Here is a 25679-nt window from a genome sequence, read left to right as displayed (position 1 = left end):
AGTGACTTTTCTCCATTCCCTATCATACTAGAATTCAGTCTATAAGTAAATTACATTAAAATTATTATAAGTGATAATTATTTCTTATGACCTTTTATTATTTCAATCGTTTTTTCTAATTGTTTTAAATGTCTTTTTTCATGATACCCTACAAATGAAAGCCATTGAATCAGTGGTAATTGTCCGAAAATAGGGTGTTTTAAAGACTTATTTTTTAGAACTTGCTTATCAGTAGTTTCATAAATAGTGAGAAGTACCATACGACTTTGATGAAGTGCGTCTTTCATTTCTTCCTTCGTCTGATACTCCTCAGAAGGAATAATATAAGTGGGAGCTTTTGCTTTTATGACTCGAATTGTTGTAAGTTGAATCGGCTTTCTATTAGCCTTAGGGCTCTCTGTATTTTTTAATTCATAATTGATTCCTTTAGATACTACTTTCTCTAATTTGACTAAATGGTCGATTATTTCTTTAGGTGACCACTTATTAGGTTCTGGTTTTTGATTAAATTGTTCGTCATTAATTTGATCTAACTGATGGAATAAATCCGCTCGAATTTTATTAATCTTTTCTATAAACATTCATTTCCTCCAAACATATTTTTAGTTCAGTACATACCCTTCTTATAAAAAAACATTTCTACATTTTCTTTTGATCAAAAATATGAGAGAATAATCCATTAGAAAGGAAGTATTTTATGATTGCATTAAAAGAAATGACGCCACTTAACGATCCGTGGGAAGCTTATCGTGATATCGAACAACACGGAAACCTCACACTATCCAATATAGAACTTACGACAACTCACCTGTGTAATATGCGTTGTGCACACTGTGCAGTAGGTTATACTTTACAAACAAAGGACCCCAGTGCCCTACCAATTGAATTAATAATAAGACGATTAGAAGAAATTCCACACTTAAAAACGATTAGTATTACTGGTGGGGAACCAATGTTATCGAAAAAGTCTGTGACTCAATATGTTTTGCCACTATTAAAGTATGCAAAAAGTCGAGGAATTCGAACACAGATTAACTCAAATTTAACTCTCGATCCTGAAAGATACTTGTTAATAGCTCCTTATTTGGATGTACTACATATCTCTCATAACTGGGGAACCGTAGATGAATTTGTCGAAACTGGTTTTGCCATGATGGAGAGAAAACCGACATATGAGCAACGTTCAGGTCTATTTCAAAGAATGATAGATAATAGTCGTATGCTTTCTGAAACGGGAGTTATGGTTTCGGCCGAAACGATGCTGAACAAAAAGACACTACCGTATTTAGAACATATTCATCGACAAATCGTAGACGAAATGAAATGTGCTCGTCATGAGATACACCCTATGTACCCCTCAGATTTTGCTAGTTCTTTAACAACACTTACATTAGAAGAGACATATGAAGCTATAGAGAACATTTTAGACTTCCGAGATGAAAATGTTTGGATGCTTTTTGGTACATTGCCTTTTTATCCGTGTAGCAAAACAGAAAGAAGCATTCAATTACTTGAACGATTAAACAAAAGTAAAAATGTATCCGTACGGAATGATCCAGATGGAAGATCAAGATTAAATGTTAATATATTCTCAGGTGAAGTAATCGTAACGGACTTTGGCGATGCCCCGCAGCTAGGTAATATCCAATCGGATACCCTCCCAGCTATATTTGAAAGATGGTTGACGTCTCCACTATCAAAAGCTCTAAATTGTCACTGTCCTGCAGTAAAATGCTTGGGCCCAAATATACTAGTTAAAAATATGTATTATAAAGAACATGTTTTTACTAGTGGCTCTGTCAAATAAACAAAGAAAAACCGAACGTTAAGTTAGCGTTCGGTTTCAATTTTTACTATTAGTTTACATAATAAATTTATTTAATACTAAATTGAATATTGATTCACTCTTAATGAATGGAAAAAAATTCGACGACTAGGTCTATTAAAAACACAGAATGAATGAGCACAAACCAAAACGCTTGCCTATTCAACTTTTTCGTCATTTGTCTATCCATATTTTCCACTCCCCTTTTTACAATTATAGTATGCATCATTACAAAAAGCAAAATATTTTAAACTTTCAGTTTTAATTTTTGGTAGCTTTATCTTTTTCTTTTATTCATAATAATAAGAAGAAAATGAAGGGAGTTGTTTAACATTGAAAAAAGCTTTACTCGTTGTGGATTATACAGTTGATTTTGTAGCAGATAACGGAGCATTAACTTGTGGGAAACCTGGGCAAATGATAGAGAAAGCAATAGTTCAGTTAACGGAAGAATTTATTGTTAATAATGAATTAGTTGTCTTTCCTGTTGACTTGCATGATGAAAACGATCTCTATCATCCAGAGACAAAGCTATTTCCAGCCCATAACATTCGTAATTCACCGGGTCGGGAATTATACGGAAAGTTAAAATCAGTATATGCAGATAACGAAGAAAAGATAATTTGGATAGATAAAACACGGTATAGCTCTTTTGCCGGTACTAATTTGCATCAGCTTTTAAGAGAACGTGATATAAAAGAAGTTCACATCGTAGGTGTTTGTACAGACATTTGTGTTCTACACACGGCAGTAGATGCTTACAATTTAGGATATACAATTGTCATACATGAGAATGCAGTAGCAAGCTTCAATGAACGGGGTCATGATTGGGCTCTGGGTCATTTTTCAAGCTCTCTTGGTGCATTAGTAATAAAAAAATAATCCTTTGATGTTTAGCAATTCTCATTTATGGCTATATAAAGAGTGTTAACAATTAAACATTCTTAAAGGAGATGGAATAAATGGGATTTATATTATATCTAATAATCGGTGGTATTATCGGTTGGCTAGCAGGATTAATTTTAGGTAAAGATATTCCAGGTGGTATTATCGGTAATATCATTGCAGGGATTATCGGAGCATGGATTGGTGGGTTAATCTTCCCTGACATGGGTCCAGTTGTTTGGGATATGGCAATCATTCCGGCTTTAATTGGAGCAATCATTTTAGTTGCGATACTTAGTCTTATTTTAAAAGCTATGCGTAAATAATAAAAAGGATGGGTTACTATAACCCATCCTTTTTATTTTCCTTTTTTATGGAAGCAGCTTGAATTTCGTCCAACTGACTTTCGTATAAATAATAAAAATGTAATACATCCTTAACATATTTATCGCTTCGGTTATAATTGAAAATCGCTTTTTCAATTTCCCCATCAGCAGCCCCACTAGCCGCTAAATAATTCGCAGCACTAAAAATTGCGTCTTCCATATCATATGGATCTGCTTTACCATCCCCATTTGCATCTACTCCGTATCCACCATATTTAGCTATAATTTCTGGGTTCACTTTATCCTTGTCTGGTATGTCACCTTTTCCCAAGCCTTCACAACTAGGATGAGACCAACCGACAAAGGTACAAGGCATAAACTGCAAATGTCCTTCTGCTCCAACAGGAGAAAGAAGTGGGTCCATTGTAGAGAACTTTGTTTCGATACGATGATGAGCAGCTAGAAGTGTCCAGGGTACATCATACTGCTCTTCAGCCTTTTTGTAGATAGAAATATATTCTTGTGGAACGTCTAATTTATTTTTACCGGTTGAAACAGATTGTATAGATTCCGCCCATTCCTGTACTACAGGAATTCTTTGAAGCTCTTGCCAACCGATTATTGCCAAAACATAAATAGTAATAGTACATGGTAGAAGTAATATTATCACCCAGATTTTAGCTTTGTAGGATGTATTCTTTTTTTGTTTCATTGCTCTTTTTCACCTATCCCATGAATTACTTTTTATATTCTGTTAGCAGATGTTCTAGTGAAAGTGGTTTATTAAAAAAATATCCTTGAAGATAGTGACACTTCAAATCATTCAAGTTAGAAACTTGGAAAAGATCTTCTACACCCTCGGCTAAAATTTTTAAATTTAAATTATGGGCTAACGAGATAATAGATTGAACGATTGCTTTTGTTTTTGGTTTGTGAATTGCTTGAGTGAAGCTCTGGTCAATTTTTATAATATCTACAGGCAATAGCTCTAAATATTTAAAGGAAGAATAGCCTGTTCCAAAATCATCTATTGCAATTTGAAAACCTATTCTTTTTAACTCTTGTAATGATTTTATCACAAAATCTGTATACTCCATGATAATTGATTCAGTTATTTCTAAAACTATTTTATTTGGATGTATATTGGTCTCTTCTAATATTTTCTTCGTTCGCTTAATATAATCTTTTTGATAGAATTGACGGGCAGACACGTTTATACTAAATAACAATTCCTTCCCAATTTCCTTCTCAATTATCGGGATGCTTTTACATGTTTCGCGTAATACAAAGTCGCCTATTTTAATAATATGTCCACTTTTTTCTGCAACTGGTATGAATTCTCCAGGAGATATTATTTTATCTTCATGCTTCCAACGAACAAGTGCTTCCACTCCAATAATTTCATTTGTGTTTGATGCAATTTGTGGCTGAAAGTTTAAATATAGCTCTTCTTTTTCTAATGCGTTATGTAGTCCCTCTTCTAAATATAACTCTTTGTTAGCTAAATCGGACATTTCTTTTCGATATGGTACATGCTTTAGTCCGCCATTTTTTTTTGCCTCGTCAGTTGCTAACTCTGCAAACCTTAATAACTCAGAAGCATTTCTAGAGTCGATTGGGCAATGTACTGAGCCTACACTAATCGAGCTTATTATCTCTTTGCCATATACAAATAGTGGATTTGTAGAATCTATTAAAAGAGTTTCAACAAATTTTTCAACATCATCATATGTAAGATTCATTAATATAATTACAAACTCGTCTGCTCCCCATCTTGCTACCATACCCGAAGAAATAACATATTTATTATTTCTTAAACGTTTCGATATATCCATCAAGACTAAATCTCCACTATCATAACCATATAAATCATTTATCATTTTAAACCGATCAAAATCAACAAACAATAGATGGAATGTTTCTTTTCTGGATATTAAATTATGTAAAGTAGCTTGTATGGATCCTCTATTTTGCAATCCTGTTAAATCGTCCACATATTCTTTTAATAGTAGATCCTGCTGTATCCCCCAGAAATGCTTCATCAGATACAAAAGTAAAAGAGCACTTATACCTATGTAAATAAAGAAATTAATAATAGATATTGTTTTACCATTTGGAAAGAAATTAAATAATATTAAATCTGAAAACATAATCCATAGAACACTTGTAAATGTATAGATAATAACTATTTGAAAGGATTTTTTCCGATATGTCTTTTTAAACAATATTGTGGTGCACCACCCATCTAACTTCCTAGAAAAACAATAGCATAAATTGACTATAAACAGTAGTCTAAAAATGTAAAAAGTAACTATACAAAAGAAATCTTTTTCTGTAATCTGAAATTGAGGTGAATAATATATGTGGCAGGATTTTAAAAAATTTGCTTTTAAAGGAAATGTATTAGATTTGGCAGTAGCAGTTATAATTGGAGGAGCATTTGGTAAGATTGTTTCTTCTTTGGTTGAAAATATCATTACGCCAATTATTGGCTTACTATTATTTGATGCAAAATTTTCTTCGTTAAAGTACAAAGAAATTTTATATGGAAAATTTATTCAATCAGTTTTTGATTTTTTTGTGGTTGCATTTTCTATATTCTTGTTTATTCGACTATTATCTAAATTTAAGCGTAAAGAAGATGTGGAGGAAGCTGTAGAAGAGGCTCCGCCAGTAGATGCAAAAGAAGTATTGCTTGAAGAAATCAGAGACCTTTTAAAAAAGCAAAATAATACATAATGTAAAAACAAAAAGCCTATCATGAAATTATTTCATAGATAGGCTTTGAATATTATTTTCCATCTTCAATTAGCGTTTCAACATCGATAACTATTTCTTCTTTTGGTACTTCTGTTGACCCGTTATAGTTTTTTACCACTACACCGTTTTGATCAACTAAATAAAAGGAAACACCATGGATTACTTGATTTGAATTAGGATCATCTTTAACTAATGTTTTAAAAGAGTCAGCAGCAAATTTTGAGATATCCTCTTGTGTATAGCCCGTTAGAAGTTGCCATTTGCTTTCATCTGCCACGTCATAGTTTCCTAAGTACTCCTGAAGTTTTTCTGGTGTATCAACTTCTGGATCCACACTAAATGCTACTATGTTATAGTCTTCTATTCCTTTATCTACTAGCATCTGTTGAATATCACTCATATTAAAGGTCATAGGTGGGCAAACTGTTTCACAGTTCGTAAATATAAATGTCGCTAGCCAAACTTTACCTTTTAAATCTTCTAATGAAACATCTTCTTTATGTTGGTTCACATAGGAAAAATCTTGCACGTCCCAATTTGTTTGTGCTTCAAAGTTCCCACTACTACCACACCCCACTAGTACAACTAAAGATATGATAATAATAGTTAATAGTTTCTTCATTTATGAGACCTCTCTTTTCTATTCATAGCCTTATCTTAACGAAACAATTATGTTCCTTCAACTACTATGTCTCATTCGATTTCAACAGTTTTGTGAATAGAGTACTCATTTTAATGATAACAGGGCAAGTTTGATTTCTTCTAGTTTTCCCTCTACTCTATGCATTAAATAAAATGACACGAATATAGGAAAGCCTATGTCTTGAATCAATGAAAACCACTGTTCCATAGTAATCACTTCCTTTTTTAAAAAAGACTCTCCATGAAGGAGAGTCTCAGACTGTAAACAAACTAAAATATATTTTTATATAGGTTAATCCGGTTTTCCGAAGCTTACCACTCGCTTTCCGCGGGCGAGCGCCGAGCCTCCTCCTTCGCTTTGCTTCGTGCGGGGTCTCGTCTGTCTCGCTTTTCCCGCAGGAGTCGAGCGGACGCTTCTCCAAACCAATAAAATGCTACCTTATTATTTTCTATTTACTCAGGAAGAATAATCTTGAGGTAAAAGAAAATGAGGACTAAAATCAAAAAAATAAACTCGGCCATTAGTAAACTTCCTTTTGTCTACCACCTAAGACTCTCCATGAAGGAGAGTCTAAAGATCCTTAGATAATTTGGCTGACGTTTCGTTCGACTACTTTTGCGCTTTTCACAGCTGAAAGTGGTTTTCCTCCAATATGAAACACATTACTCGCAATGATGGCCGCCATCCCTGCCTGGATTTCTGTTTCAGTTAATGTTTCTTTTGGATTATCCACTGTAACCATTAATAATTTGCCGTTATCTGTTTCAAATTGAAGCTGTAATGTTTTTGCCATTTAACTTCCCCCTTATTCATGTTAGATTATATTAGATGTTTCTACTTTTTCAGCTCCGATATAGGGGCTGTTTGAAAAGTTTGCAAGTGTGTTAGCGACAGTGTCTAATCCATTCGCTGTAGCAGCTGCTAGGATGTTTCGATAAGATTTAGATTTTGTCTTCAACTTCCCGTCACCCGTTAAACCTGCTTCAAATGTTAACTTCAATACTGCTTGCTTGTATTCTAGATTTGCCATGTGTATCACCTCCTTTCAACTATTAGATAGAATCTTTTTAAAAGAAAGGATACATAGAGAGTGAAATTTTTTGGGGAACATCTTATACTTAAGATAGAAAAAAAGAGGTGAATAGATGTTACAGGGATGGTTTTTATGGTTTATACTATTTTGGGTAGTAGTTTTAGTTACTTTAATGGCAATTGGTGGATTCTTTATGTTTCGTAAATTCTTAAAAGCCTTACCTAAAAACGACGGCAAATCAGACTTAGACTGGGAAGAATATTATGTTGATAAAACCATTCATCTATGGAATGAAGATCAAAAGGAACTCTTAAATGAATTAGTTAGTCCTGTCCCGGATCTCTTTAGACCCGTTGCTAAACAAAAAATTGCTGGTAAGATCGGCCAGCTGGCTCTTGAAGAAAAGGCTAGTTCCATTACGCGTGAATTACTAATCAGGGGCTACATTATTGCAACACCAAAAAGGGATCATAAATTTCTAAGAAAAAAGCTGGCAGAGTTAGAAATTGATGTTACTCCTTATAATAATTTTTTTGAGTTATCTGAAGTAAAACCAAAGGAACGATAAAAAAGCGAATGGCTCCATACTAGAGCCACTCGCTTTTTAACTTTTATACAAATGATTACGCTTATTGTAGTTTTCGAAATTGTAAATACATTGCAATTCTCCAAGGAACAATCATCCCAAAAGCTACAATCCAAAACATACCGCTAAGTTCCCCTACATCAATCGATGAACTTAAAATAATCTTACCAACCAATCGTACAATTAGTAAACCAATCAAAATGAAAATAAATGCTTTGGATTGTTTTAAATAAATATCTCCGTCTCTTTTTTCAAACTTAGATGTCCAAATAAGAATGGAAGAAAATACGATACCCACTGCTAGTGCTTCTATTATTTCCTTCCCAGTTACACGAAAGAAGGGAAAAATAAACATCAATGCACCAGTGGACATAAATAATGGTGGTAGCAATATTTTTTTTACGCTTGCTGGCTTTTTTGCTGCCTTTGCCCGTAATGTTGTTACCAATATACCCATACCTAGAGCTATCACGGTAGAAACAATAATCATTACATTAGGTGAAATTTTTTCAATCATGATAATTCTCCAAATCATTTAGTTCTTTTAAAATTCTTCGTACATCTTCTGCTTTTACAAATCTTGCAAATCGTTGATATTCCATATTGTTTCTAAAAAATAAGACGACAGGAGCAGTAAATAAAGATAACTGTCCTGCTATTTCAGGCACTTCTGTTGCATTTACCACATAAAAAGGAATCTTCTCTTCTTCTTCCAATCTTTCTATTTGCGGAAATAACCCTTCACAAACAGAACAATTAGATGTTTTCACAAAAAGTAATAGTGATGATTCCTTCTCAGCAACTTTTAACCAATGAGCGTAACTTGTTATAGGTTTCATTAATTTTCATGCCAGTTAGTGACGTTTTGCAATACTTGAATTATTTGTTCTGGATTAAATGGTTTTGTGATAAAATCCTTCGCTCCATTTTCAATTGCTTCCACAATTAGTTTTTGTTGACCAAGCGCAGTGACCATGACAATTTTTGCATCTGGATACTCTGTTACAATTGCTTTTACTGCTTCAATACCGGTCATTCCTGGCATTGTAATATCCATTGTTACTACATCAGGCAATAATTGTCGATACAATTCTACTGCTTCATTTCCATTGGACGCTTCTCCAATAACTTCAAACTGTTCATTTTCTAGCATTCTCTTGATAGTTGCACGCATGAAAACGGCATCGTCGACTACTAATACAGTTGGCATCGTCATGCTCCCCTCACTTTAAAATCCAGTAAAGTCACCAAAAAACGGACTTAAAATTCGAATAATATAAGTTAATCCATCAAAAAATAATAATATTCCAAGGGCAATCATAAAGAATCCGCCAATTTTCACGATTAAATTACTGTTTTTACGAATCCAATTAAGACGTGTAATAAAGAATGATAACACGAAAAACGGAATAGCGAATCCTAGTACGTAGGCTAGCATATACCAAACCCCCGCGTCAGGATTTGATCCGGCCATCAATAGAACCGCAGCTAATATAGGTCCTGTACAAGGTTGCCATCCAGCAGCAAAAGCCATACCAATCAATACAGTTCCAAAATATCCAGAGGGACGATTTTTAAACTGTAATCTCTTTTCTTTCAACAAAAACTCTGGTTTAAAAATACCTACTACTATTAAACCGAAAATAACAATAAAAATAGCACCGACTTGGCGTATTAAATCATCATATTGAATGAAAAATGTTCCTATTAACGAAGTTGCGAAACCTAATGCAATAAATATTATGGAAAATCCTAATAAGAAGAATAAGGTATGAAGCATTCCTCTTTTTTGCATTAATTTCTTATCTGTTTTTATTTCTTCCAATGACATTCCCGTTATATAAGATAAAAATGCTGGATACAAAGGCAATGTACAAGGAGAAATAAAACTTAAAAATCCTGCACCAAGGGCCAAAAACAAATTAATATCGGTACTCACGGCTGTCTTCCTTTCCGAGTTACTCTCCCTATCGTACCAAATTTCATTCAGTTTGACTCTACTAAAGCTTGTGACAGCTTTTTGACTATTTTATTACTCTAAATATTATATTATCAATACTAGGCAATGTCTTCTACGACGCCATTCTGAAGTAAATACATTTTATGGTATAAGCCTTTTTCATTCAAGAGTTCTTGATGTGTGCCTCGTTCAACAATTTCTCCGTGATGTAGAACAAGTATTAACTCTGCATCTTGAATCGTACTTAACCGATGTGCAATGGCTATTGTAGTTCTACCTTTACGCATCTTTTCTAAACTACTTTGAATAGCCACTTCAGTTTCTGTATCTATATTTGCGGTTGCCTCATCCAAAACTAGGATTTTCGGATTTGTAGCGATTGTACGTGCAAATGCTACCAACTGTCTTTGTCCGCTTGAAAATGTAGATCCTCTTTCCGTTACTTTTTGTTTATATGAAAACGGCAGCTTTTCGATAAAATTATTTGCTTGCACAAATTCTGCGGCTGCCTTAACATCCTCTTCAGACATATCTTTATCATGTAGTCGGATGTTACTTTCAATATCACCATAGAACAAAAACGGATCTTGTAGTACAAGCCCTACTTTTTCTCGGATTTCCTCTGTTTTAAAATCTTTAACTGAATGACCATCTATTTTAATATCTCCTTGTTCAAACTCATAAAAACGCATAAGCAAGTTGATTATGGAGCTTTTTCCACTTCCCGTATGCCCTACTAATGCCACTGTTTGCCCCGGTTCTGCTGTGAAAGAGATATTTTTTAGTACATCCGTTTTCCCATCATATGAAAATGTAACGTTTTGAAATTCAATTCTCCCTACTTCGATTTTAGCATTCGCTTTATCCTTTTGAGCAGGGGCTAAATCTTTCTCATCTAATAAAGTGAATACTCTGGATGCCGCAACAATTGCCTGTTGAAAAATCGAAAGACGTTGCATCACTTGATTGATAGGTTCAAAGAATCGATCTATATAAGTAACGAATGCATATATCACCCCTACTTCTACGAAATTGTTCATAGAAGTTATCCCAAAGTAGCTTAGGACCATAATAATTGCTAAAGCGTACACTAAATCGATTGCAGGACGAAGAAGTATACTATCTAATTTAATATTACGTTTTCCTGCATTCCAGTGTGAGTCATTTATTTCATTAAATTCATCTTGTAATCGGTCCTCTTGTCTGAAAGCTTGAATCATAGTCATGCCTTGCAACGATTCTGCAAGCTTTGCATTTAATTGACTCAGTCTTTCCCGTAAATCTTGATAAACGACAGAGCTATGCTTCCTATATGTTCGGATGATTATAAACATTATAGGCAATAAAATCGTGGCGAACAATGCTAATTTTACATTTAATATAAACATAGCAATATACACACCAATTATTAAGAATCCACTTTGCAGGAAACCTACTAATACGCTGACAAACATATCTTTAATAGCTTCCGTATCATTTGTCACACGTGACACAATACTTCCTGCAGGTGTTTTGTCAAAATAACGCATCCCCAACTTATGCACTTTAGAAAACACATCAATTCGCATTTGTTGAATAATTTTGAGTGCAATTTCTTGGAATTTTAAAAGTTGGAAATAACTAATGATTACATTCCCGACTTGTATAAATATATAACCTAGTGCTAATCCCACTAGAGGTCCTGTTGGAAAACTTTTAGGTGTTAAATAATTGTCCATAAATACCTTGATTAAATATGGGCCCAATATATCTCCTGTTACTGTTAATACAAGTAAAAACAATGCAATACTAATTGCTTTCGTATGCGGTTTTAGGAATGTTAATAATCTTTTTAATATCATCCATTGGTCTTTTCCAGTTAGCTGTGGCTGCTTCTCGTTCATTATGCCTCACCGCCCTTTTCAACTAAAGATTCTAGCTGTTGTAATTGATACATTTCATAATACATTCCTTTTAATTCCATTAATTGGTCGTGAGAGCCTTTTTCTATAATCGTTCCTTCACTCATCACGATAATTTGATGGGCATGTTGGATAGCGCTTAAACGATGAGAAGTTATAATAGTAGTTTCGTCCGTTCGTTTTTCTTTTAATGCCTCTAAAATGGCTTCCTCAGTGCGAGCATCAACTGCAGATAAGGAATCATCTAAGATGAGAAGCTCTGGTTCCATCAATAATGCTCGAGCTATTGAAATACGTTGCTTTTGACCGCCGGATAATGAAACACCACGTTCTCCAACGACTGTTTTATAGCCATCCGTAAATTGCAATATATCCTCATGAATATATGCTAGCTTTGCTGCTTCTTCCACCTGTTCATTTGTTGCTTTCGCATTTGCAAATGCAATATTTCCGGCAACAGTAGTTGAGAATAAAAAATGATCTTGCGGCACATAACCAATAGCTTCGCGTAAGCTTTTTTTCTTATACGCATCTATGGAATGATGGCCGTAAATAATTTCACCACGATAGCCTTCAAATTCTCTCATTAATAGCTTTAAAATAGCAGTCTTTCCCGAACCTGTTTTTCCAACGATTCCTAACGTTTCACCACGTTTTAAAGTAAAATGAACATTTTGTAAGGCTACTCGATCATCTTCCGGAAATTTGAATTCCTCTACATTAAATTGTAAATCTCCCTCAGGTTTTTGTTTTAAAGCCCCTTCTTTATCATCAATCTCTACTTTTTCGTCTAATAAATTTTTTATTCGATCATAGGAGGCACTACCTCGCTCGACAATATTAAATAACCAACCAAAAGCAAGCATTGGCCATACTAGGAGCCCTAAATATGATGTAAATGCGAATAAGTCACCAATTGACATTTCATCTGCTAGAATGAAACGAGTACCAAATATAATAGATAAAAAGAAACATGCTCCTACTATAAGTGATATTGTAGGATCAAATAAGGAATCAACCTTTGCAACACGAATATTTTTATCTACTACTTCTTGTGACAATTGAACAAATTCTTTTGTATCTTCTTTCTCTTGTCCAAATGTTTTTATAACCTTAGCACCTGAAATGCTTTCCTGTGTTTTATCATTCAAATCGGAAAATGCTTCCTGTGCATAACGGAAACGTTGGTGTAAAAGCTTTCCATAGTAACTTGTTAAAATAGCCATAAGTGGAAGTGGAAGAAGTGCAATTATCGTTAGTTTCCAGTTAATCGTAAAAGCCATAGCTGCAATAACAAATCCACCTGTTGCAATTGAATCTACTAGTGTCAATACACCTGCGCCTGCAGTTTGTTGTACTGCTGACAAGTCGTTCGTTGCATGAGCCATTAAATCCCCAACACGTTTTTTTTGATAAAACGAAGGAGACATTCTTGTAAAATGATGAAATAGTTTTCCTCTTAGTAGTCTTGCTAAATAAATGGCTGATCCGAAAATCATAACACGCCAATAATAACGCAAGATATACATTCCGATTGAAGCAATCGCTAGTATGCCCAGCCACTTCACTAAAAATGCTGTGGTTAATGTTCCTTCACTTATTTCATCTACTACATATCCAATTATTTTTGGCGGTAGTAGCTGGAGGAAAGCAACAAACATCAGCATTAGTATTCCTATTAAATACTGCTTTTTCCTTTCTTTAAAAAACCATCCTAAATCTAAAAAAACCCTCACAATTTCTCCCCCATATATACATATTAAGACTTTACTAGTTTAGCAAATGTTTGAACATTGGGAAAGATACGAAAACAAAATTATTCGGATATGGAAGTAAATATACCTATTGATCAGAAAAAGAATTATTGTTAACACTTTATTCACTTTTTTAAAAAAATTTTGCGACTTTAGCTAACTAAAGCTACAAAACAGTATATACTCTTTCTATGGAATAATTTAAATCGATAAGGAGTGTTTCATATGAATCAAACTAACACGCGTGCTTATAATTTTAATCCAGGACCTTCTGCACTTCCGTTAGAGGTACTAGAAAAAGCACAAAGAGAACTCATTAATTTCCGTGGTACAGGAATGTCCATCATGGAAATGAGTCACCGTAGTTCAACATTCGAGGAAATACATAATGGCGCGATTGCCCGTTTGAAAAAACTTTTTTCTATACCAGATGATTATGAAGTACTTTTCTTGCAAGGTGGAGCAAGCCTACAATTCTCCATGATTCCAATGAACTTTCTAAAAGCTGGACAAAAAGCTGGATATATAATGACAGGTTCTTGGTCAGAGAAAGCATTTAAAGAAGCAAAATTGTTTGGAGAACCATATCAAATTGCCAGTACAAAAGAAAATAAATATCGTAATATTCCTGCATTGCAAGATATTCAATACGATTTGGATGCTGCTTATGTACATTTAACTTCAAATAACACAATTTATGGTACAGGGTGGCATGACTTCCCTGACACTGGGAATATTCCATTAATTGCGGATATGTCTAGCGATATTATGTCTAAACCTATTGATGTAAGTAAATTTAGTATGATCTATGCTGGTGCACAAAAAAATCTTGGTCCTTCTGGTGTCACTGTTGTAATTATCCGTAAAGATTTTCTTGAAACAGCAATTACAGAAATCCCAACTATGTTAAAGTATAGTACATTCGTTGAGAATAATTCTTTATATAACACACCACCTACATTTGGTATTTATATGTTAGGTGAAGTGTTGAACTGGATAGAAGACAAAGGTGGACTATCCGAAATCACTAAACTAAATGAGGAAAAAGCAAAAGTTATTTACGATGTTATCGATCGTAGTAATGGTTTTTATACTGGACATGCTACTCCAGAAAGCCGTTCACTTATGAATATCACGTTCCGAATAGCTGAAGAACTAGAGAAACAGTTTTTAGTGGAAGCAAAAGAGGCAGGATTCGTAGGCTTAAATGGACATCGATCTGTAGGTGGCTGCCGTGCCTCAACTTATAATGCAGTTCCATTCGAAGCATGCCAAGCACTAAGCGACTTTATGGTTGAATTCCAAAACAAACATCAATAAATGAATTAGCCCTTGCCGATCAAAACGATTGGCAAGGGCTTTATCTTATCTATGTCCTTCTTTCTTCGCTTGTATATAGCCATAATAAGCACATGTTCCATTTAGAGAGATATCTTTTACCTCAAACCCACACTTTTCGTAGAATGCAAAATTATTGGAAGAAGTATGGGTAAACCAATCTCCGTGTGGTAGCTTTTGCACGCAAAGTTCCACTAATTTTTTACCAATACCGGTCCCACGATATTCAGATAATACAACCAAATCCAATATATTTGCCACCATTACTTGGTCCGAAATAACTCGGATCATTGCGATCATTTCGTTCTCCTTCCATACAGTAAATGCCCAGGTAGAATTTTTGAAAATTAAAGAAAATTTTTCTTTCTGCCATTCTGGCGTATTTCTTGCCCATCCAGCATTTTCAAAAAGACGTTCAACATCTTCTGCTGGAACCCCTTCTGTGCCTTCCCTAATTATTAAGCCGTTAAAGTATAGATACATTTCTAAGCACTCCCCCGTGTTTGTAAATAGTATTCTGTACTTTGGTAGCTATTTCCTCTTTATAGACTTATTATTTTTAATACTCTATAATAACAACTGTAATTCTAAAAATACGAACAATAAGGTGTAATTCATGAAAAAATATACGCAAATTTTTCAAGGGACTGCTTTCTCAAGTAAGTCACCAAAAGAAGTACAAATTTTGAAAGATTATCTATTCTGTATTAATGCGAACGGAATGATTGAAAAAGTAATCGCTCCTGAAGATACTGACTATGAGACTTTACTGGAAACTTATCAAGACAAAGAAAGTTTTCACCGTTTAGCAGAAGGTCAATATTTTTTTCCTGGTTTTATTGATCTTCATGTCCACGCTCCACAATGGGCCCAATCTGGAACAGCACTTGACATACCACTCTATGATTGGTTAAATACATACACTTTCCCACTCGAATCAAAGTTTTCAGATTTAGATTTCGCAAAAAATGTCTACCAAGATGTAGTCAGTACATTACTAGCAAACGGAACAACAACAGCACTGTATTTTGCTACTGTTCATAAAGAAGCGAGTTTAGTACTTGCCGAAATTTGTTCCAAAAAAGGACAACGAGGTCTAGTTGGAAAAGTAGTAATGGATAATCTAGAGCAAACCCCGGAATTTTATCGCGATGCTGATACACAAGCTGCATTAATTGATACAGAAGAATTCATTTTGGCTGTAAAAGAACTAGCGAAATCCACTAAGCAAGGTGTATATCCGGTTGTTACCCCAAGATTTATTCCTAGTTGCACCGATGATGCTTTAAAAGGCTTAGGAGCATTAGCAGCTAAGTATGATACTCACATCCAGTCTCATTGCAGTGAAAGTGATTGGGAACATGGTTATGTACAAGAACGTTTTAACAAGAATGATGCATTTGCCTTACACGACTTTGGTTTATTAAGTGAGAAGTCTGTGATGGCACATTGCAATTTCTTGAACGATAACGATGCAGATTTATTTGTTGAAACTGGAACAGCTGTCAGCCACTGTCCCGTTTCCAATGCTTACTTTGCGAATAGCGTCATACCAATCGCTCACCTACATTCTAAAGGTGTTGAGATTGGGTTAGGATCGGATATTTCTGGTGGATTTTCACCTAGTCTTTTCGATAATGCTAGACAAGCTGTCATATCATCCAGAATGTTAGAGGATGGTGTGAATACGTCGTTACCCGCAGATGGACGCGGTGTGCCAAATTCACGGATTACCATTAATGAGGCGTTCTATTTCGCAACTGCTGGCGGTGGTGAAAGTTTAAGCTTACCAATTGGTCGATTAGCAGAAAATTACGCATGGGATATACAAATCATTGATATCAATTTACCATCCGCAAGAATACCTGTATTTAATTCGGATGAGGACTTAAACGATGTTTTCCAAAAAATAATGTATCTCGTTCGTCCAGAAAACATTCGGGAAGTTTGGGTTCAAGGTGAAAAAGTTCATTCACGTGCATAATAAGTAAAATAAACAAAAGAGCATGTTTCATAACATGCTCTTTTTATATCTTGTCATAAAAATAATTAAATTAAGAAAAGATAAAACTAGTATGACAAAAAACATGTAAAAAGAAATAAGATCTCCGGCCAAATTATATGCATCTGCAATATATCCACTTGTATAAAGTGTTATTGCAGAGATAGAAGTACAAATGAACGTTATACTTACAACTGAAAATAGGTTCACTATGTTGTTATTTAGAAAAATAACTCCGAATAATAATACGAGTAAAATGATAATGAAGCCAATAAATACAGGTCTTAAATATATAAACTCTGGAAATTGATACTCCAATAAGATCCACTCCTAAACGCTGGCTGTTGCTATAAATCAAATAAATAGTTGGAACCAGCTATTCACAACAAAACAATAATTGATAGTGTTTAAAAGTTGTATTTGTTTATTCCCTATTTAGATTCGGTATAGAATGAATTATTTTAACTAATGCACCTGCGAACAAACCTACTACAGTTGCACTGATAATAAAAGGCATTTTATAAACGTATTCATCTATCAATCTAAGAGGATGATAGAAAAAGCTACAGAAACTCCACTGAGAAAAGACGTAACGTTCATATTGATTTCACCATATTTATCTCCATATTCTTTATGTGGTCATAAATAGTATTGTATGGACAGAAATTTATCTATTCGGACAGAAACTCCTTTATCCGGTCATATTTTTTTCTTATCCGGACAGAAACCTTTTTATACGGTCACAAATACATAATCATTATTTACATTCCAAATATATTCTTTTAATTGCTTCCATGTGGAGTGCTTCATGATAAAAGCTAAACAGAAAGGTATCTCCTAGGGTAGGAAATGTGATGCCGGCTTTGTTTGTAAATGGTTTTGGCAGCTCTTTATCGAAATTTCCTTGTAGAGATTTTTTTACTCTGGATTTTTGTTCTGTCAATACTACTGAAATTTCCTCTAAAGTAGGTGGAGTCTGTTCCCAATCAGCAGGCTTTGTTCCCGCACTAAATAGCTTTTCATATTCTTGTGGAAGGCTCATCTGTTCACCTAAAACACCATAGACTAGTTTTTCCTGAATATATGCAATGTGGCCGAAATTCCACCTAATATTGTTGTTAAAACCTTGTGGCACTATATTCGCAATCTCTTCAGGTATCTTATTTATAGATTTCTCTGTTAACCCACGTACTGTTTCCATTTGATGAAATATTTTTTGTTCCAACATAAAGACCCTCCCTTTTTTATTTCCTCTTAGATATCGCATTCCTTTTAAGTGGTAATTTCACCCGACTGGAGAAATTGATGATATAGTTCACTATTAATTTCGTAGATGGATACTTTTCCTTCTTCATTATAGTGAATACCCCATCCATATTTTATCACTAATGGTGAGGCTAATAGTTGGTTTATCTTTTTCTTTGCATTGGTATGAGAGCAGATTCCACGGGTGAACCTTCAGATACCGTGATAAAAGTGTTTTTGTAGCTTACTTACTTTCTCTCCTTTTTCCAAAATCTCCACTGTCTACATTAAATATATATGTACCTCCATATGTTTCAATAATATAATGCCCAATCGATTGTTTAGCTACTTTTCCTTTAACCATCTTTTCACCGGTTTTACTCTCTATTTTAGCTACTGCTTCTTTGTAAGTATAAGTAGGTAATTCCATATAAAATAATATAGTTAAGGTTATTAATCCAATTGTATAAATCACAAGTAAACGCTTGAATGCTTTTTGTAATCGTTTCTGGTCAATAAAAAATGTATTTATGATTCCGATAATCCCAATAGTTAGTGTGCTCACTGCGCTTCTCACAGTTTCATCTACAAATACATACTTTCTTGCAATGAGGAACATGAATAGCGACAGTAATATATAAGCGATATTCATCGTAAATAGACCTTTAATTTTCATTCATTTGTCCTCCCTCCTGTACATATTCCACAAATGGAAGAGAATTTCCTCCATAAAAATGAAATGAGGAACGCTATCACAATCACTCTTAGAACAAAAAAATCGAACGCATGTGTAAACGTTCGATCGGTTCTCACTTATATTTCTTATGCCCACCTAGTAATCGGCACGTTTTAATGCTGTTCCTACTTCTGTGTAGTAGGATTCAGCTCGTAAAATTGCAGTGGAGCCATATTGGCTTCGTAGCAAATCCATTGTTTTCCCTAATTTTCATTTTCCTTCTTCAAACAAACTGAGATACATTGAATATTCCGCCTCTAAATTGGTAATAGAAATTGCCAACCTACGAACGGGACGAGTATACTAGGGAGCATTTGCATGGGTGTATCAGGTTATGGATGCTAAACATAGCACTGAAATACTAAATTATTTTTTGATGCCATCATATGCCAATTTGGCAATTGCTTTTGCTCCATCTGCATTTGGATGGATTCCATCTATTTTAAACCATTCTGGATGGTTCTTTGTTATATCATTAAAATCAAGTACTTGTAATCCAAGTTCTTTGCCTAATTCCCTTACTGCTTCAGCTGCTTCATCGACCTTATCCTTCTGGATATTAAATTCCATAGGGCCTTCCATTTTTCCATCAACATAAAAAGGAGTTGCGGGTGTATTGAGATAGACAACAGGTTTGGAACTTAACTGAGTATAGGACTGCAGAAGCTCTCTATATTGCTTTTTAAACTCCTCTTTACTTAACCAATTTTGTACTTTTGAATCATTCGTTCCAAACATAATTACAACGATATCCGGTAAGTAGTTTAAACTGTCCTGATAAATTTCTTCATCAACATATGGCTTGTCGCCTGTTCTCATAGCAGTCCTGCCGCTATAACCAAAATTCTCCACACTATATTCGGTACCGAGCAGGGTTTGCAATTCGGCAGGATACCCATATCCATAAGTAATGCTATCGCCTACACAGGCAACCCGGATTGTTGAAGCGCTCATAGAGGGCGCTTGAAAACCTTCTAAACATACTAGCATAGCCAAAATAATTGAAGTAATTAATAATCTTTTCCTATTTCTTTGATTTATCAAAATGTTATCTCCTAGTATTAAATATCTCTTAAATAAAATGAATCTATAGTATTTATATTATCGGCATAGTAAGGACATATTTCATGGGATTTATCATATAAATTTATTTAGAAATGTCAGAAGAAATCTACGCAAAAAATCTAAATTAACAAGACATTTAATAGGAAACCGTTAAAATAAATATGTCACTCTGACTTTCTAAAATACAACTAGAAGAAAAACATAATGTTGTCCTTTTAGGGATTACGTCATGTTTTCGTTTGGTGTCAACAACGTTCGATTGGTTCTCACTCCTACTTCTTATGCCCACCGAGCAGACCAGCACGTTTTAACGCTGTTCCTGCTTCTGTGTAGGATACAGCGCGTAGAATTGCGGTGGAGCCATATTTGCTTCGTAGCAAATCCATTGTTTTCCCTAGCTTTCGTTCCTTCCACTTTCCTTCTTCAAACAAACTGAGCTGCATCGAATATTCCGGCTCTAAATTAGTAATAGAAATTGCCAATCTACGAACGGGCCGATGATCATAAAACTCGTCAAAAATCTGTTCGCATACTTTATATATTTTCATCGTGGCATTTGTCGGTTCTTCTATCGAACGAGAACGATTGAATCCCCCTCCAAATGAATCTTTGCTGTATCCGACTTGAAGATGGATGGTTCTTCCCGCCATGTTCGCTTCTCTGGCGCGTCTTGCCACATCCTCACACATTTCTAAAATTACTGCCATCACTTCTTTTTTTGTACGATAATCACGATACAATACTTGCCCTTTTCCATAACTAATTTGGCCATTCACTAAAGGAGCTCCAAGCTCGGACAAGTCAATTCCCCACGCATGATGGTAAAGTTGGTTGCCCATGACACCAAATTTTGCTTCTAATGTAGCGAGAGAAGTTTGTGCTAACTGCCCAACTGTAAAAATCCCCATATTATTCAATGTCTTTTCTAAACGAGAACCAATACCCCACATCTCACTTAAAGGAGTAACAGGCCATAATTTTTTTTGCACATCCTCATACTTCCATTCTGCAAAACCTGTCTTTTTTGCTTCTAAGTCTAGCGCAAGCTTAGCCATTAGCATGTTTGGACCCATCCCAACAGCGCACGGCAATTGAAACTGACTGTACATGCCATCTTGTATTCGCTTAATTGTTTTTTCAATTGGACCCCAAAGCTTTTCGGTCCCACCTAAATCAGCAAAACACTCATCGATGCTATACACATGAATTGCTTCATTCGGAACATACTGATTTAAATAGCGAACGATTTCAACGGAAACCCGAACAAAAAACTCCATCTTTGGCTCAATTAAATGAATAGACGGGTGATCTGGAACTTCAAATAGTCGGGTTCCTGTTTTTACACCAAATTTTTTCTTCATCATAGGAGATGCAGCAAGTACAATACTTCCCTTATGCTCCATATTACCAATCACAGCAATGGGGGTATTCATCACATCCAGCCCTGCATCGGCCGCTGCACAGCTCGCAAAGAAACTCCGCATATCAATACATATTATTTTCCGACTTTCTATCCCTTCATACATATTATTTACTCCTCTCATAAGGAACGTCTGTTCTCATATTATATGTCGAACGAACGTTCTTATTCAATGGTAAATAATAGGTTTTACATTATATCCGTTATTACACCTTTTTCAATCCAAGATGGACTTATCCAAAACATTGTAATCAAGTTAAATTTATTTAACAGTTCTTATTTAAGAAAAACACCCATTTTGAATAAGAAAAGACACTACTGAAGTGTTCTTGTTCAGTAAATGTAACTGGTGTTTGCAGACTCTGAGAATAAACATTAGAGCTATTCCTATAATTAATAATTGAATCAATATCAATACTCATCACCCTTTATGCATAATAAAAAGCCACGACAGATTTATGGTCATGCTTGTCTTAGTATCTATGCTGATTACTATGCTCTGATTTATGTTCATTACAGTAACGTGAACGAGTAAGATTATCGCATCCATACTTGCTACATGGTTTCATCTGCTTCTGATTCCTAGTCACGCACTCACCTCTTTCAAATCAAAACAAAAAGACTGCACCAAAAGCGCAGACTATTTCGAATTTAGAATATAAATTTAGATTTGATTTTAGATTTCAGCAATCATTTTTCCTTCATCCATACTTTATTTTACTTTGATATTTAAATGCTCTACTCTGCCCCCAGTGTTCAGTTTTTGACATCCTTCATTACAGATAGTATTAATGGGTTGGCCAAACTGATCACCTCACATCATCTATTCAATTACAGTTGCAACAATTGATGGGTAACCTAAGTTATCTTTGCCATCGAATAAACCATAAACTGTAACAGTATCACCTTCACTCACTTCTATTCCCATTGTATTAATTATTGAGTACATACCGTTTCCGTCATTCTCATCAGTTGTTAAAGTGAACTCACCTAACATACCAGACTTAGATATAACAGTTATTTCACCTGTTACTTTTACTTTTGTATCCTTTTCAATTTCTTCTGCATTAGCTTTTACAAAATCAATGACTAGAGCTTCTTGTTTCAGTTGCGCATTTAGTTGTTCTTGTGTTGGTGCATTTTGATTTACTGAAATATCTTGCGATGCCTCGATTGTTTGTTCGCTCTCGCTCTTACCGCATGCACTTAATATAACCGTAATCAATAGAGCTATCGCCAGAGTTAAATACTTTTTCATTAGTTAAAATCCCTCCAAGTTAGTCATCTTTATCCAAGTATAACCAAAAGAATAGGATTTAAAAAGCGCCCACTTTCTTCCCCCTACCTGAGGTAGAGAAAGACAAGTTCTTCCGCTGTTTTTCCTTGAAGTTCCTGAGGCATTGGCGTATTTTCTAGTGCTGCAAGTGCCATCTTTCCGTGAGAAGGAAAGACTCGAGTATGATAGATCAATGGTTGTTGACACTCAGCATCATACTAGAGGGCTCTTTTTTCTGCAAGACCCTGGACATCTTTCAAACAGGAACGCTGTCCCGTTAGTTTAAGTGTAACATTTCACAATGGATTTCTGAGATCTACTTGATGTTTTAGTAAAAAAATAGACCATCGAAACGATGGTCTTGTTTAACTAAAGCACCCGTTTTAATTTACTAACTTCAAAAATAAAGAAGCAGCCATTAACTTCCTCTGTCTATTCCTGTAAATCTAACCGGCACCTCTACTAGTTAGCAACTTATAACCGAATAATACTCATATAAATGCACACCTTATGCTTGTAGATAAAACAAAGAGAAGGTGGCAAAAAGATGTTGTTTGGTCCAAGTAATATATCTTCAGGTTTTAGCTTGTTTTCAATAAGTCATTTTGCGATAATAACACTTTTTGTTCTAATTATAGTCGTGATTTTCCTTTACCGGTATAAATTAAACGATGACAAATGGAGAATAGCTGAAATAGGAGTAGCCATTTCTTTGATTTTATCCGAAATGACATATCACTTTTGGATGTACTATAATGAACTTTGGAAAGTCGGGCGATCCATGCCATTAGAGTTGTGCAATATTGGACTCATACTTTGTGTAATATTATTGCTGACAAGAAAAAAAATATTCTTTGAAATATTATTTTATATAGCCATATTTGGTGCTACACAAGCTATATTTACTCCTGCATTAACTTACAATTTTCCGCACTTTCGATTTTTTCATTTTTTCTATACCCATATGGTGGTTGTATGGGTGATCCTATATTTCATGTGGGCGAAGGGATATTATCCGACTTTCAAATCAGTAATAAAACTACTTGTCTTTATCAATCTGCTTTTACCTGTAATTTTGTATGTGAACCAACGGAATAACGGGAACTATTGGTATTTACGTCACAAACCCGATAGCCCAAGTCTTTTTGATTTGTTGGGTCCCTATCCTTGGTACATTTTTACGTTGGAAGGTTTATTGCTATTATTTAGCTTTTCTGCATGGCTAATCTTTAGACGGAAAGAGCATGTCAGCGATTGATTGAGATTATTAATAAATGATGGTCTTGTTTAACTATGCACACATTAGCACAATAAAATTAGTAAAGATTTTAGTCATTATATTTCATGCTTTAAGAAATCTATTTTTCTAATATCTTTATTATTATTTTTATCTGCTCGATAACTGTCCTTAGAAGAAGACTCGTAGATACATAAATATTGATCAGGATTTAGTAAATAATACTTTACGTCTCCCTTTTGGTGTATTTCTAAATCCTCTAATTGTATCCCTGCGAAATTCGGTAAAGTGTCAATAATGCCAAACTCAACTGATAACCCCTCTTTAGAGAACTCATGTTCATGCAAATCAATTAGTCTATATTCCATTGAATTCATGATTTTCACAATATCAATCCAGTTATGTATAGATAATTCAGGCGGCACTTCCCACCCTCTTTTATCTCCAGGTACATGAACATCTAAGTCTTGAGCATCCCAACTCTTTCTTGTAATGACTTCTAAACCAACCGAACCCATTAACAATGGAATAATTTCAATATCATTTAGTTTTTTTGCAATTTTAATAAACTCATCAAACTTGTGATTATTCATTTGCTCCTCCACTTTTCTCTTAATTTTACCATAATTATTTTTAACAAACTTGCCCAGTTAGTTTATAATAATCAAGAGTTGCCTAAGCAACATATGATTATTAACTAGAGCACCCTTAGTTTAAGTGTATTTTTTCACCCTAAACATATATAACCCTGTCCTAAAATTAGGACAGGGTTAGCTTAAAATTGTTAAATTTTTGATAAAATACACTTCACCGAACTTAAAACTTACCAATAAAGTCTATAACGTTACTTCGTCATAAAGTTACTTCTGTGCTATCTGAATAAGGTTGCCACATGTATCGTCCAAGACAGCTATTGTGACTTCGCCCATTTTTGTCGGTTCCATTGTAAACTTCACGCCTTTTTCCAGTAATCGCTCGTACTCTTTGCGAACATCTGCTACGCCAAACATTGTTGCTGGGATGCCATCGGCGAAAATCTTCTTTTGATACTCTTTGGCGGCAGGATGGTCATTCGGTTCGAGCAAAAGCTCGGTACCGTCTTGATCTTCTGGAGAAACAAGCGTTATCCACCTAAATTTCCCCATGGGAACGTCATGCTTTATTACAAAACCCAGCGTTTCCGAATAAAACTCTAGTGCCGTGTCTTGATCTTGTACGAATATACTGGTAACAATGATTTTCATACTGTTTTTGCCTCCTTTAATATTTGCGACGTATGGTGCCCATGCTAACAATCTGGCTGCAAGCAAAACAAACCACACATTCGTCAGAAGTCCTGTTCCGATTTTGTTATTGTTTTTTATAAAATTACTCTATCCATCCTTTCAACAAGTTTTTAAGGGGTTCGTTGTTAAACATTAGCACACGATATTTTCCCTTTCGTTTTGATTCTACGAGCCCTGCATCTTCCAACGCAGAAAGATGTTTAGCTATCGCCTGTCGCGAAATGGTAAGGTCGTGCTTCGTAATGAGACGTACCGTAAGTTCATACAATGTTTGCTCGTTACGTTCGGATAGTTCGTCTAATATCAGCCGCCGAGTCGAGTCGCTGAGTGCTTTGAATATAGCGTCTTTATCCCACATGCATCAAGTATAGGCAACCGTATGGTTGCTTGTCAAGTTGTCG

General features: G+C 34.9%; 32 protein-coding genes. 8 read left to right on the top strand and 24 right to left on the bottom strand.

Annotated elements, in window-relative coordinates; genetic code table 11:
* Positions 1-77: 77 nt before the first annotated feature.
* Positions 78-581, bottom strand: coding sequence for a DinB family protein (locus WAX74_RS00330; protein ID WP_336495663.1), 504 nt, complete (start codon positions 579-581; stop codon positions 78-80).
* Between the two features lie 116 nt (positions 582-697).
* Between WAX74_RS00330 and yfkAB the strand changes: the two genes are divergently transcribed.
* From yfkAB to WAX74_RS00315, 3 genes are all read left to right on the top strand, one after another.
* Positions 698-1807, top strand: coding sequence for a radical SAM/CxCxxxxC motif protein YfkAB (yfkAB, locus tag WAX74_RS00325; protein WP_336495662.1), 1110 nt, complete (start codon positions 698-700; stop codon positions 1805-1807).
* A 351-nt stretch (positions 1808-2158) separates the two neighbouring features.
* Positions 2159-2707, top strand: coding sequence for a cysteine hydrolase family protein (locus WAX74_RS00320; RefSeq protein ID WP_336495661.1), 549 nt, complete (start codon positions 2159-2161; stop codon positions 2705-2707).
* A gap of 80 nt (positions 2708-2787) precedes the next feature.
* Positions 2788-3036 (top strand): GlsB/YeaQ/YmgE family stress response membrane protein, encoded by a 249-nt coding sequence (locus WAX74_RS00315; protein WP_336495660.1) that lies wholly within the window; start codon positions 2788-2790, stop codon positions 3034-3036.
* A gap of 16 nt (positions 3037-3052) precedes the next feature.
* Here WAX74_RS00315 and WAX74_RS00310 read toward each other — a convergent pair whose 3' ends face one another.
* On the bottom strand, positions 3053-3748 hold the full coding sequence (locus WAX74_RS00310) for a lytic transglycosylase domain-containing protein (protein WP_336495659.1): 696 nt from the start codon (positions 3746-3748) through the stop codon (positions 3053-3055).
* Between the two features lie 25 nt (positions 3749-3773).
* Positions 3774-5261, bottom strand: coding sequence for a putative bifunctional diguanylate cyclase/phosphodiesterase (locus tag WAX74_RS00305; protein ID WP_336495658.1), 1488 nt, complete (start codon positions 5259-5261; stop codon positions 3774-3776).
* A gap of 136 nt (positions 5262-5397) precedes the next feature.
* On the opposite strand from WAX74_RS00305, the gene mscL reads away from it, so the two are divergent.
* Complete coding sequence (mscL, locus tag WAX74_RS00300; RefSeq protein WP_336495657.1) at positions 5398-5775, top strand: large conductance mechanosensitive channel protein MscL; 378 nt, start codon at positions 5398-5400, stop codon at positions 5773-5775.
* A 52-nt stretch (positions 5776-5827) separates the two neighbouring features.
* Here mscL and WAX74_RS00295 read toward each other — a convergent pair whose 3' ends face one another.
* The 4 genes from WAX74_RS00295 to WAX74_RS00280 all read right to left on the bottom strand — a co-directional run bounded on the left by WAX74_RS00295 (position 5828) and on the right by WAX74_RS00280 (position 7469).
* A complete protein-coding gene (locus WAX74_RS00295; protein WP_336495656.1) occupies positions 5828-6418 on the bottom strand; it encodes an SCO family protein in 591 nt (196 codons plus the stop codon).
* Positions 6419-6523: 105 nt separating this feature from the next.
* Positions 6524-6646, bottom strand: coding sequence for a YvrJ family protein (locus WAX74_RS00290; RefSeq protein WP_336495655.1), 123 nt, complete (start codon positions 6644-6646; stop codon positions 6524-6526).
* Between the two features lie 373 nt (positions 6647-7019).
* Complete coding sequence (locus WAX74_RS00285) at positions 7020-7232, bottom strand: DUF2922 domain-containing protein (protein WP_336495654.1); 213 nt, start codon at positions 7230-7232, stop codon at positions 7020-7022.
* Between the two features lie 21 nt (positions 7233-7253).
* Positions 7254-7469 carry a DUF1659 domain-containing protein gene (locus WAX74_RS00280; RefSeq protein WP_336495653.1) on the bottom strand — a complete coding sequence of 72 codons (216 nt, stop codon included), beginning with the start codon at positions 7467-7469 and terminating at the stop codon, positions 7254-7256.
* Between the two features lie 115 nt (positions 7470-7584).
* On the opposite strand from WAX74_RS00280, the gene WAX74_RS00275 reads away from it, so the two are divergent.
* Positions 7585-8040 (top strand): DUF2621 domain-containing protein, encoded by a 456-nt coding sequence (locus tag WAX74_RS00275; RefSeq protein WP_336495652.1) that lies wholly within the window; start codon positions 7585-7587, stop codon positions 8038-8040.
* 61 nt (positions 8041-8101) lie between these two features.
* Here WAX74_RS00275 and WAX74_RS00270 read toward each other — a convergent pair whose 3' ends face one another.
* The 6 genes from WAX74_RS00270 to WAX74_RS00245 form a co-directional block, all read right to left on the bottom strand.
* Positions 8102-8575 (bottom strand): CcdC family protein, encoded by a 474-nt coding sequence (locus WAX74_RS00270; protein WP_336495651.1) that lies wholly within the window; start codon positions 8573-8575, stop codon positions 8102-8104.
* Entirely contained in the window at positions 8568-8897 is a 330-nt protein-coding gene (locus WAX74_RS00265) for a thioredoxin family protein (RefSeq protein WP_336495650.1), read from the bottom strand. The genes WAX74_RS00270 and WAX74_RS00265 overlap by 8 nt, the downstream gene beginning before the upstream one ends.
* Positions 8897-9268 (bottom strand): response regulator, encoded by a 372-nt coding sequence (locus WAX74_RS00260; protein ID WP_336495649.1) that lies wholly within the window; start codon positions 9266-9268, stop codon positions 8897-8899. Before WAX74_RS00260 ends, WAX74_RS00265 begins: the two co-directional genes overlap by 1 nt.
* 18 nt (positions 9269-9286) lie before the next feature.
* The gene (locus tag WAX74_RS00255; protein WP_336495648.1) at positions 9287-9997 is read right to left on the bottom strand and encodes a cytochrome c biogenesis CcdA family protein; all 711 of its coding nucleotides are present in this window, start codon (positions 9995-9997) and stop codon (positions 9287-9289) included.
* Between the two features lie 119 nt (positions 9998-10116).
* Positions 10117-11901: an ABC transporter ATP-binding protein gene (locus tag WAX74_RS00250; protein WP_336495647.1), complete on the bottom strand. Its 1785-nt coding sequence runs from the start codon at positions 11899-11901 to the stop codon at positions 10117-10119.
* Positions 11901-13655 carry an ABC transporter transmembrane domain-containing protein gene (locus WAX74_RS00245; RefSeq protein WP_336495646.1) on the bottom strand — a complete coding sequence of 585 codons (1755 nt, stop codon included), beginning with the start codon at positions 13653-13655 and terminating at the stop codon, positions 11901-11903. The genes WAX74_RS00250 and WAX74_RS00245 overlap by 1 nt, the downstream gene beginning before the upstream one ends.
* 243 nt (positions 13656-13898) lie before the next feature.
* On the opposite strand from WAX74_RS00245, the gene serC reads away from it, so the two are divergent.
* The gene (gene serC / locus WAX74_RS00240; protein ID WP_336495645.1) at positions 13899-14993 is read left to right on the top strand and encodes a 3-phosphoserine/phosphohydroxythreonine transaminase; all 1095 of its coding nucleotides are present in this window, start codon (positions 13899-13901) and stop codon (positions 14991-14993) included.
* 45 nt (positions 14994-15038) lie between these two features.
* Here the strand turns inward: serC and WAX74_RS00235 are convergent, their stop codons facing one another.
* Positions 15039-15494 (bottom strand): GNAT family N-acetyltransferase, encoded by a 456-nt coding sequence (locus WAX74_RS00235; RefSeq protein WP_336495644.1) that lies wholly within the window; start codon positions 15492-15494, stop codon positions 15039-15041.
* 133 nt (positions 15495-15627) lie between these two features.
* Here WAX74_RS00235 and guaD point away from each other — a divergent pair, with 133 nt between their 5' ends.
* On the top strand, positions 15628-16995 hold the full coding sequence (gene guaD / locus WAX74_RS00230) for a guanine deaminase (protein ID WP_336495643.1): 1368 nt from the start codon (positions 15628-15630) through the stop codon (positions 16993-16995).
* A gap of 27 nt (positions 16996-17022) precedes the next feature.
* Here the strand turns inward: guaD and WAX74_RS00225 are convergent, their stop codons facing one another.
* From WAX74_RS00225 to WAX74_RS00195, 7 genes are all read right to left on the bottom strand, one after another.
* Positions 17023-17331, bottom strand: coding sequence for a hypothetical protein (locus tag WAX74_RS00225; RefSeq protein ID WP_336495642.1), 309 nt, complete (start codon positions 17329-17331; stop codon positions 17023-17025).
* Positions 17332-17770: 439 nt separating this feature from the next.
* Positions 17771-18241, bottom strand: a complete 471-nt coding sequence (locus WAX74_RS00220) for a DinB family protein (RefSeq protein WP_336495641.1) — start codon at positions 18239-18241, stop codon at positions 17771-17773.
* Between the two features lie 44 nt (positions 18242-18285).
* Positions 18286-18399, bottom strand: a complete 114-nt coding sequence (locus WAX74_RS00215) for a DUF6157 family protein (protein WP_336495640.1) — start codon at positions 18397-18399, stop codon at positions 18286-18288.
* A gap of 103 nt (positions 18400-18502) precedes the next feature.
* Entirely contained in the window at positions 18503-18934 is a 432-nt protein-coding gene (locus WAX74_RS00210; RefSeq protein ID WP_336495639.1) for a hypothetical protein, read from the bottom strand.
* 426 nt (positions 18935-19360) lie between these two features.
* Entirely contained in the window at positions 19361-20038 is a 678-nt protein-coding gene (locus tag WAX74_RS00205; RefSeq protein WP_336495638.1) for a GDSL-type esterase/lipase family protein, read from the bottom strand.
* Between the two features lie 293 nt (positions 20039-20331).
* Positions 20332-21585: a Y-family DNA polymerase gene (locus tag WAX74_RS00200; RefSeq protein WP_336495637.1), complete on the bottom strand. Its 1254-nt coding sequence runs from the start codon at positions 21583-21585 to the stop codon at positions 20332-20334.
* 717 nt (positions 21586-22302) lie between these two features.
* Positions 22303-22737, bottom strand: a complete 435-nt coding sequence (locus WAX74_RS00195; protein WP_336495636.1) for an OB-fold protein — start codon at positions 22735-22737, stop codon at positions 22303-22305.
* 565 nt (positions 22738-23302) lie between these two features.
* On the opposite strand from WAX74_RS00195, the gene WAX74_RS00190 reads away from it, so the two are divergent.
* Complete coding sequence (locus WAX74_RS00190; RefSeq protein WP_336495635.1) at positions 23303-24013, top strand: YwaF family protein; 711 nt, start codon at positions 23303-23305, stop codon at positions 24011-24013.
* A gap of 77 nt (positions 24014-24090) precedes the next feature.
* Here the strand turns inward: WAX74_RS00190 and WAX74_RS00185 are convergent, their stop codons facing one another.
* From WAX74_RS00185 to WAX74_RS00175, 3 genes are all read right to left on the bottom strand, one after another.
* The gene (locus WAX74_RS00185) at positions 24091-24585 is read right to left on the bottom strand and encodes a phosphoribosylanthranilate isomerase (RefSeq protein WP_336495634.1); all 495 of its coding nucleotides are present in this window, start codon (positions 24583-24585) and stop codon (positions 24091-24093) included.
* 267 nt (positions 24586-24852) lie between these two features.
* Positions 24853-25236, bottom strand: a complete 384-nt coding sequence (locus tag WAX74_RS00180; RefSeq protein WP_336495633.1) for a VOC family protein — start codon at positions 25234-25236, stop codon at positions 24853-24855.
* Positions 25237-25360: 124 nt separating this feature from the next.
* Positions 25361-25636: an ArsR/SmtB family transcription factor gene (locus WAX74_RS00175; RefSeq protein WP_336495631.1), complete on the bottom strand. Its 276-nt coding sequence runs from the start codon at positions 25634-25636 to the stop codon at positions 25361-25363.
* Between the last annotated feature and the right edge of the window lie 43 nt (positions 25637-25679).

The sequence above is a fragment of the Psychrobacillus mangrovi genome, assembly GCF_037104765.1.
GTDB classification, from domain to species: domain Bacteria; phylum Bacillota; class Bacilli; order Bacillales_A; family Planococcaceae; genus Psychrobacillus; species Psychrobacillus mangrovi.
Note: the sequence above shows the minus strand (reverse complement) of the source record. Positions and strands in the feature narration are given on the sequence as shown.

Coding starts and splice junctions, on each gene's coding strand:
- guaD (WP_336495643.1), top strand. CDS start 15,628: ATGAAAAAATATACGCAAATTTTTCAAGGGACTGCTTTCTCAAGTAAG.
- WAX74_RS00210 (WP_336495639.1), bottom strand. CDS start 18,934: ATGAAAATTAAAGGTCTATTTACGATGAATATCGCTTATATATTACTG.
- WAX74_RS00285 (WP_336495654.1), bottom strand. CDS start 7,232: ATGGCAAAAACATTACAGCTTCAATTTGAAACAGATAACGGCAAATTA.
- WAX74_RS00275 (WP_336495652.1), top strand. CDS start 7,585: ATGTTACAGGGATGGTTTTTATGGTTTATACTATTTTGGGTAGTAGTT.
- WAX74_RS00315 (WP_336495660.1), top strand. CDS start 2,788: ATGGGATTTATATTATATCTAATAATCGGTGGTATTATCGGTTGGCTA.
- WAX74_RS00175 (WP_336495631.1), bottom strand. CDS start 25,636: ATGTGGGATAAAGACGCTATATTCAAAGCACTCAGCGACTCGACTCGG.
- WAX74_RS00235 (WP_336495644.1), bottom strand. CDS start 15,494: ATGTATCTATACTTTAACGGCTTAATAATTAGGGAAGGCACAGAAGGG.
- yfkAB (WP_336495662.1), top strand. CDS start 698: ATGATTGCATTAAAAGAAATGACGCCACTTAACGATCCGTGGGAAGCT.
- WAX74_RS00260 (WP_336495649.1), bottom strand. CDS start 9,268: ATGCCAACTGTATTAGTAGTCGACGATGCCGTTTTCATGCGTGCAACT.
- WAX74_RS00200 (WP_336495637.1), bottom strand. CDS start 21,585: ATGTATGAAGGGATAGAAAGTCGGAAAATAATATGTATTGATATGCGG.
- WAX74_RS00220 (WP_336495641.1), bottom strand. CDS start 18,241: ATGTTGGAACAAAAAATATTTCATCAAATGGAAACAGTACGTGGGTTA.
- WAX74_RS00265 (WP_336495650.1), bottom strand. CDS start 8,897: ATGAAACCTATAACAAGTTACGCTCATTGGTTAAAAGTTGCTGAGAAG.
- WAX74_RS00330 (WP_336495663.1), bottom strand. CDS start 581: ATGTTTATAGAAAAGATTAATAAAATTCGAGCGGATTTATTCCATCAG.
- WAX74_RS00295 (WP_336495656.1), bottom strand. CDS start 6,418: ATGAAGAAACTATTAACTATTATTATCATATCTTTAGTTGTACTAGTG.
- WAX74_RS00185 (WP_336495634.1), bottom strand. CDS start 24,585: ATGAATAATCACAAGTTTGATGAGTTTATTAAAATTGCAAAAAAACTA.
- mscL (WP_336495657.1), top strand. CDS start 5,398: ATGTGGCAGGATTTTAAAAAATTTGCTTTTAAAGGAAATGTATTAGAT.
- WAX74_RS00280 (WP_336495653.1), bottom strand. CDS start 7,469: ATGGCAAATCTAGAATACAAGCAAGCAGTATTGAAGTTAACATTTGAA.
- WAX74_RS00270 (WP_336495651.1), bottom strand. CDS start 8,575: ATGATTGAAAAAATTTCACCTAATGTAATGATTATTGTTTCTACCGTG.
- WAX74_RS00195 (WP_336495636.1), bottom strand. CDS start 22,737: ATGAAAAAGTATTTAACTCTGGCGATAGCTCTATTGATTACGGTTATA.
- WAX74_RS00190 (WP_336495635.1), top strand. CDS start 23,303: ATGTTGTTTGGTCCAAGTAATATATCTTCAGGTTTTAGCTTGTTTTCA.
- WAX74_RS00290 (WP_336495655.1), bottom strand. CDS start 6,646: ATGGAACAGTGGTTTTCATTGATTCAAGACATAGGCTTTCCTATATTC.
- WAX74_RS00180 (WP_336495633.1), bottom strand. CDS start 25,236: ATGAAAATCATTGTTACCAGTATATTCGTACAAGATCAAGACACGGCA.
- WAX74_RS00250 (WP_336495647.1), bottom strand. CDS start 11,901: ATGAACGAGAAGCAGCCACAGCTAACTGGAAAAGACCAATGGATGATA.
- serC (WP_336495645.1), top strand. CDS start 13,899: ATGAATCAAACTAACACGCGTGCTTATAATTTTAATCCAGGACCTTCT.
- WAX74_RS00310 (WP_336495659.1), bottom strand. CDS start 3,748: ATGAAACAAAAAAAGAATACATCCTACAAAGCTAAAATCTGGGTGATA.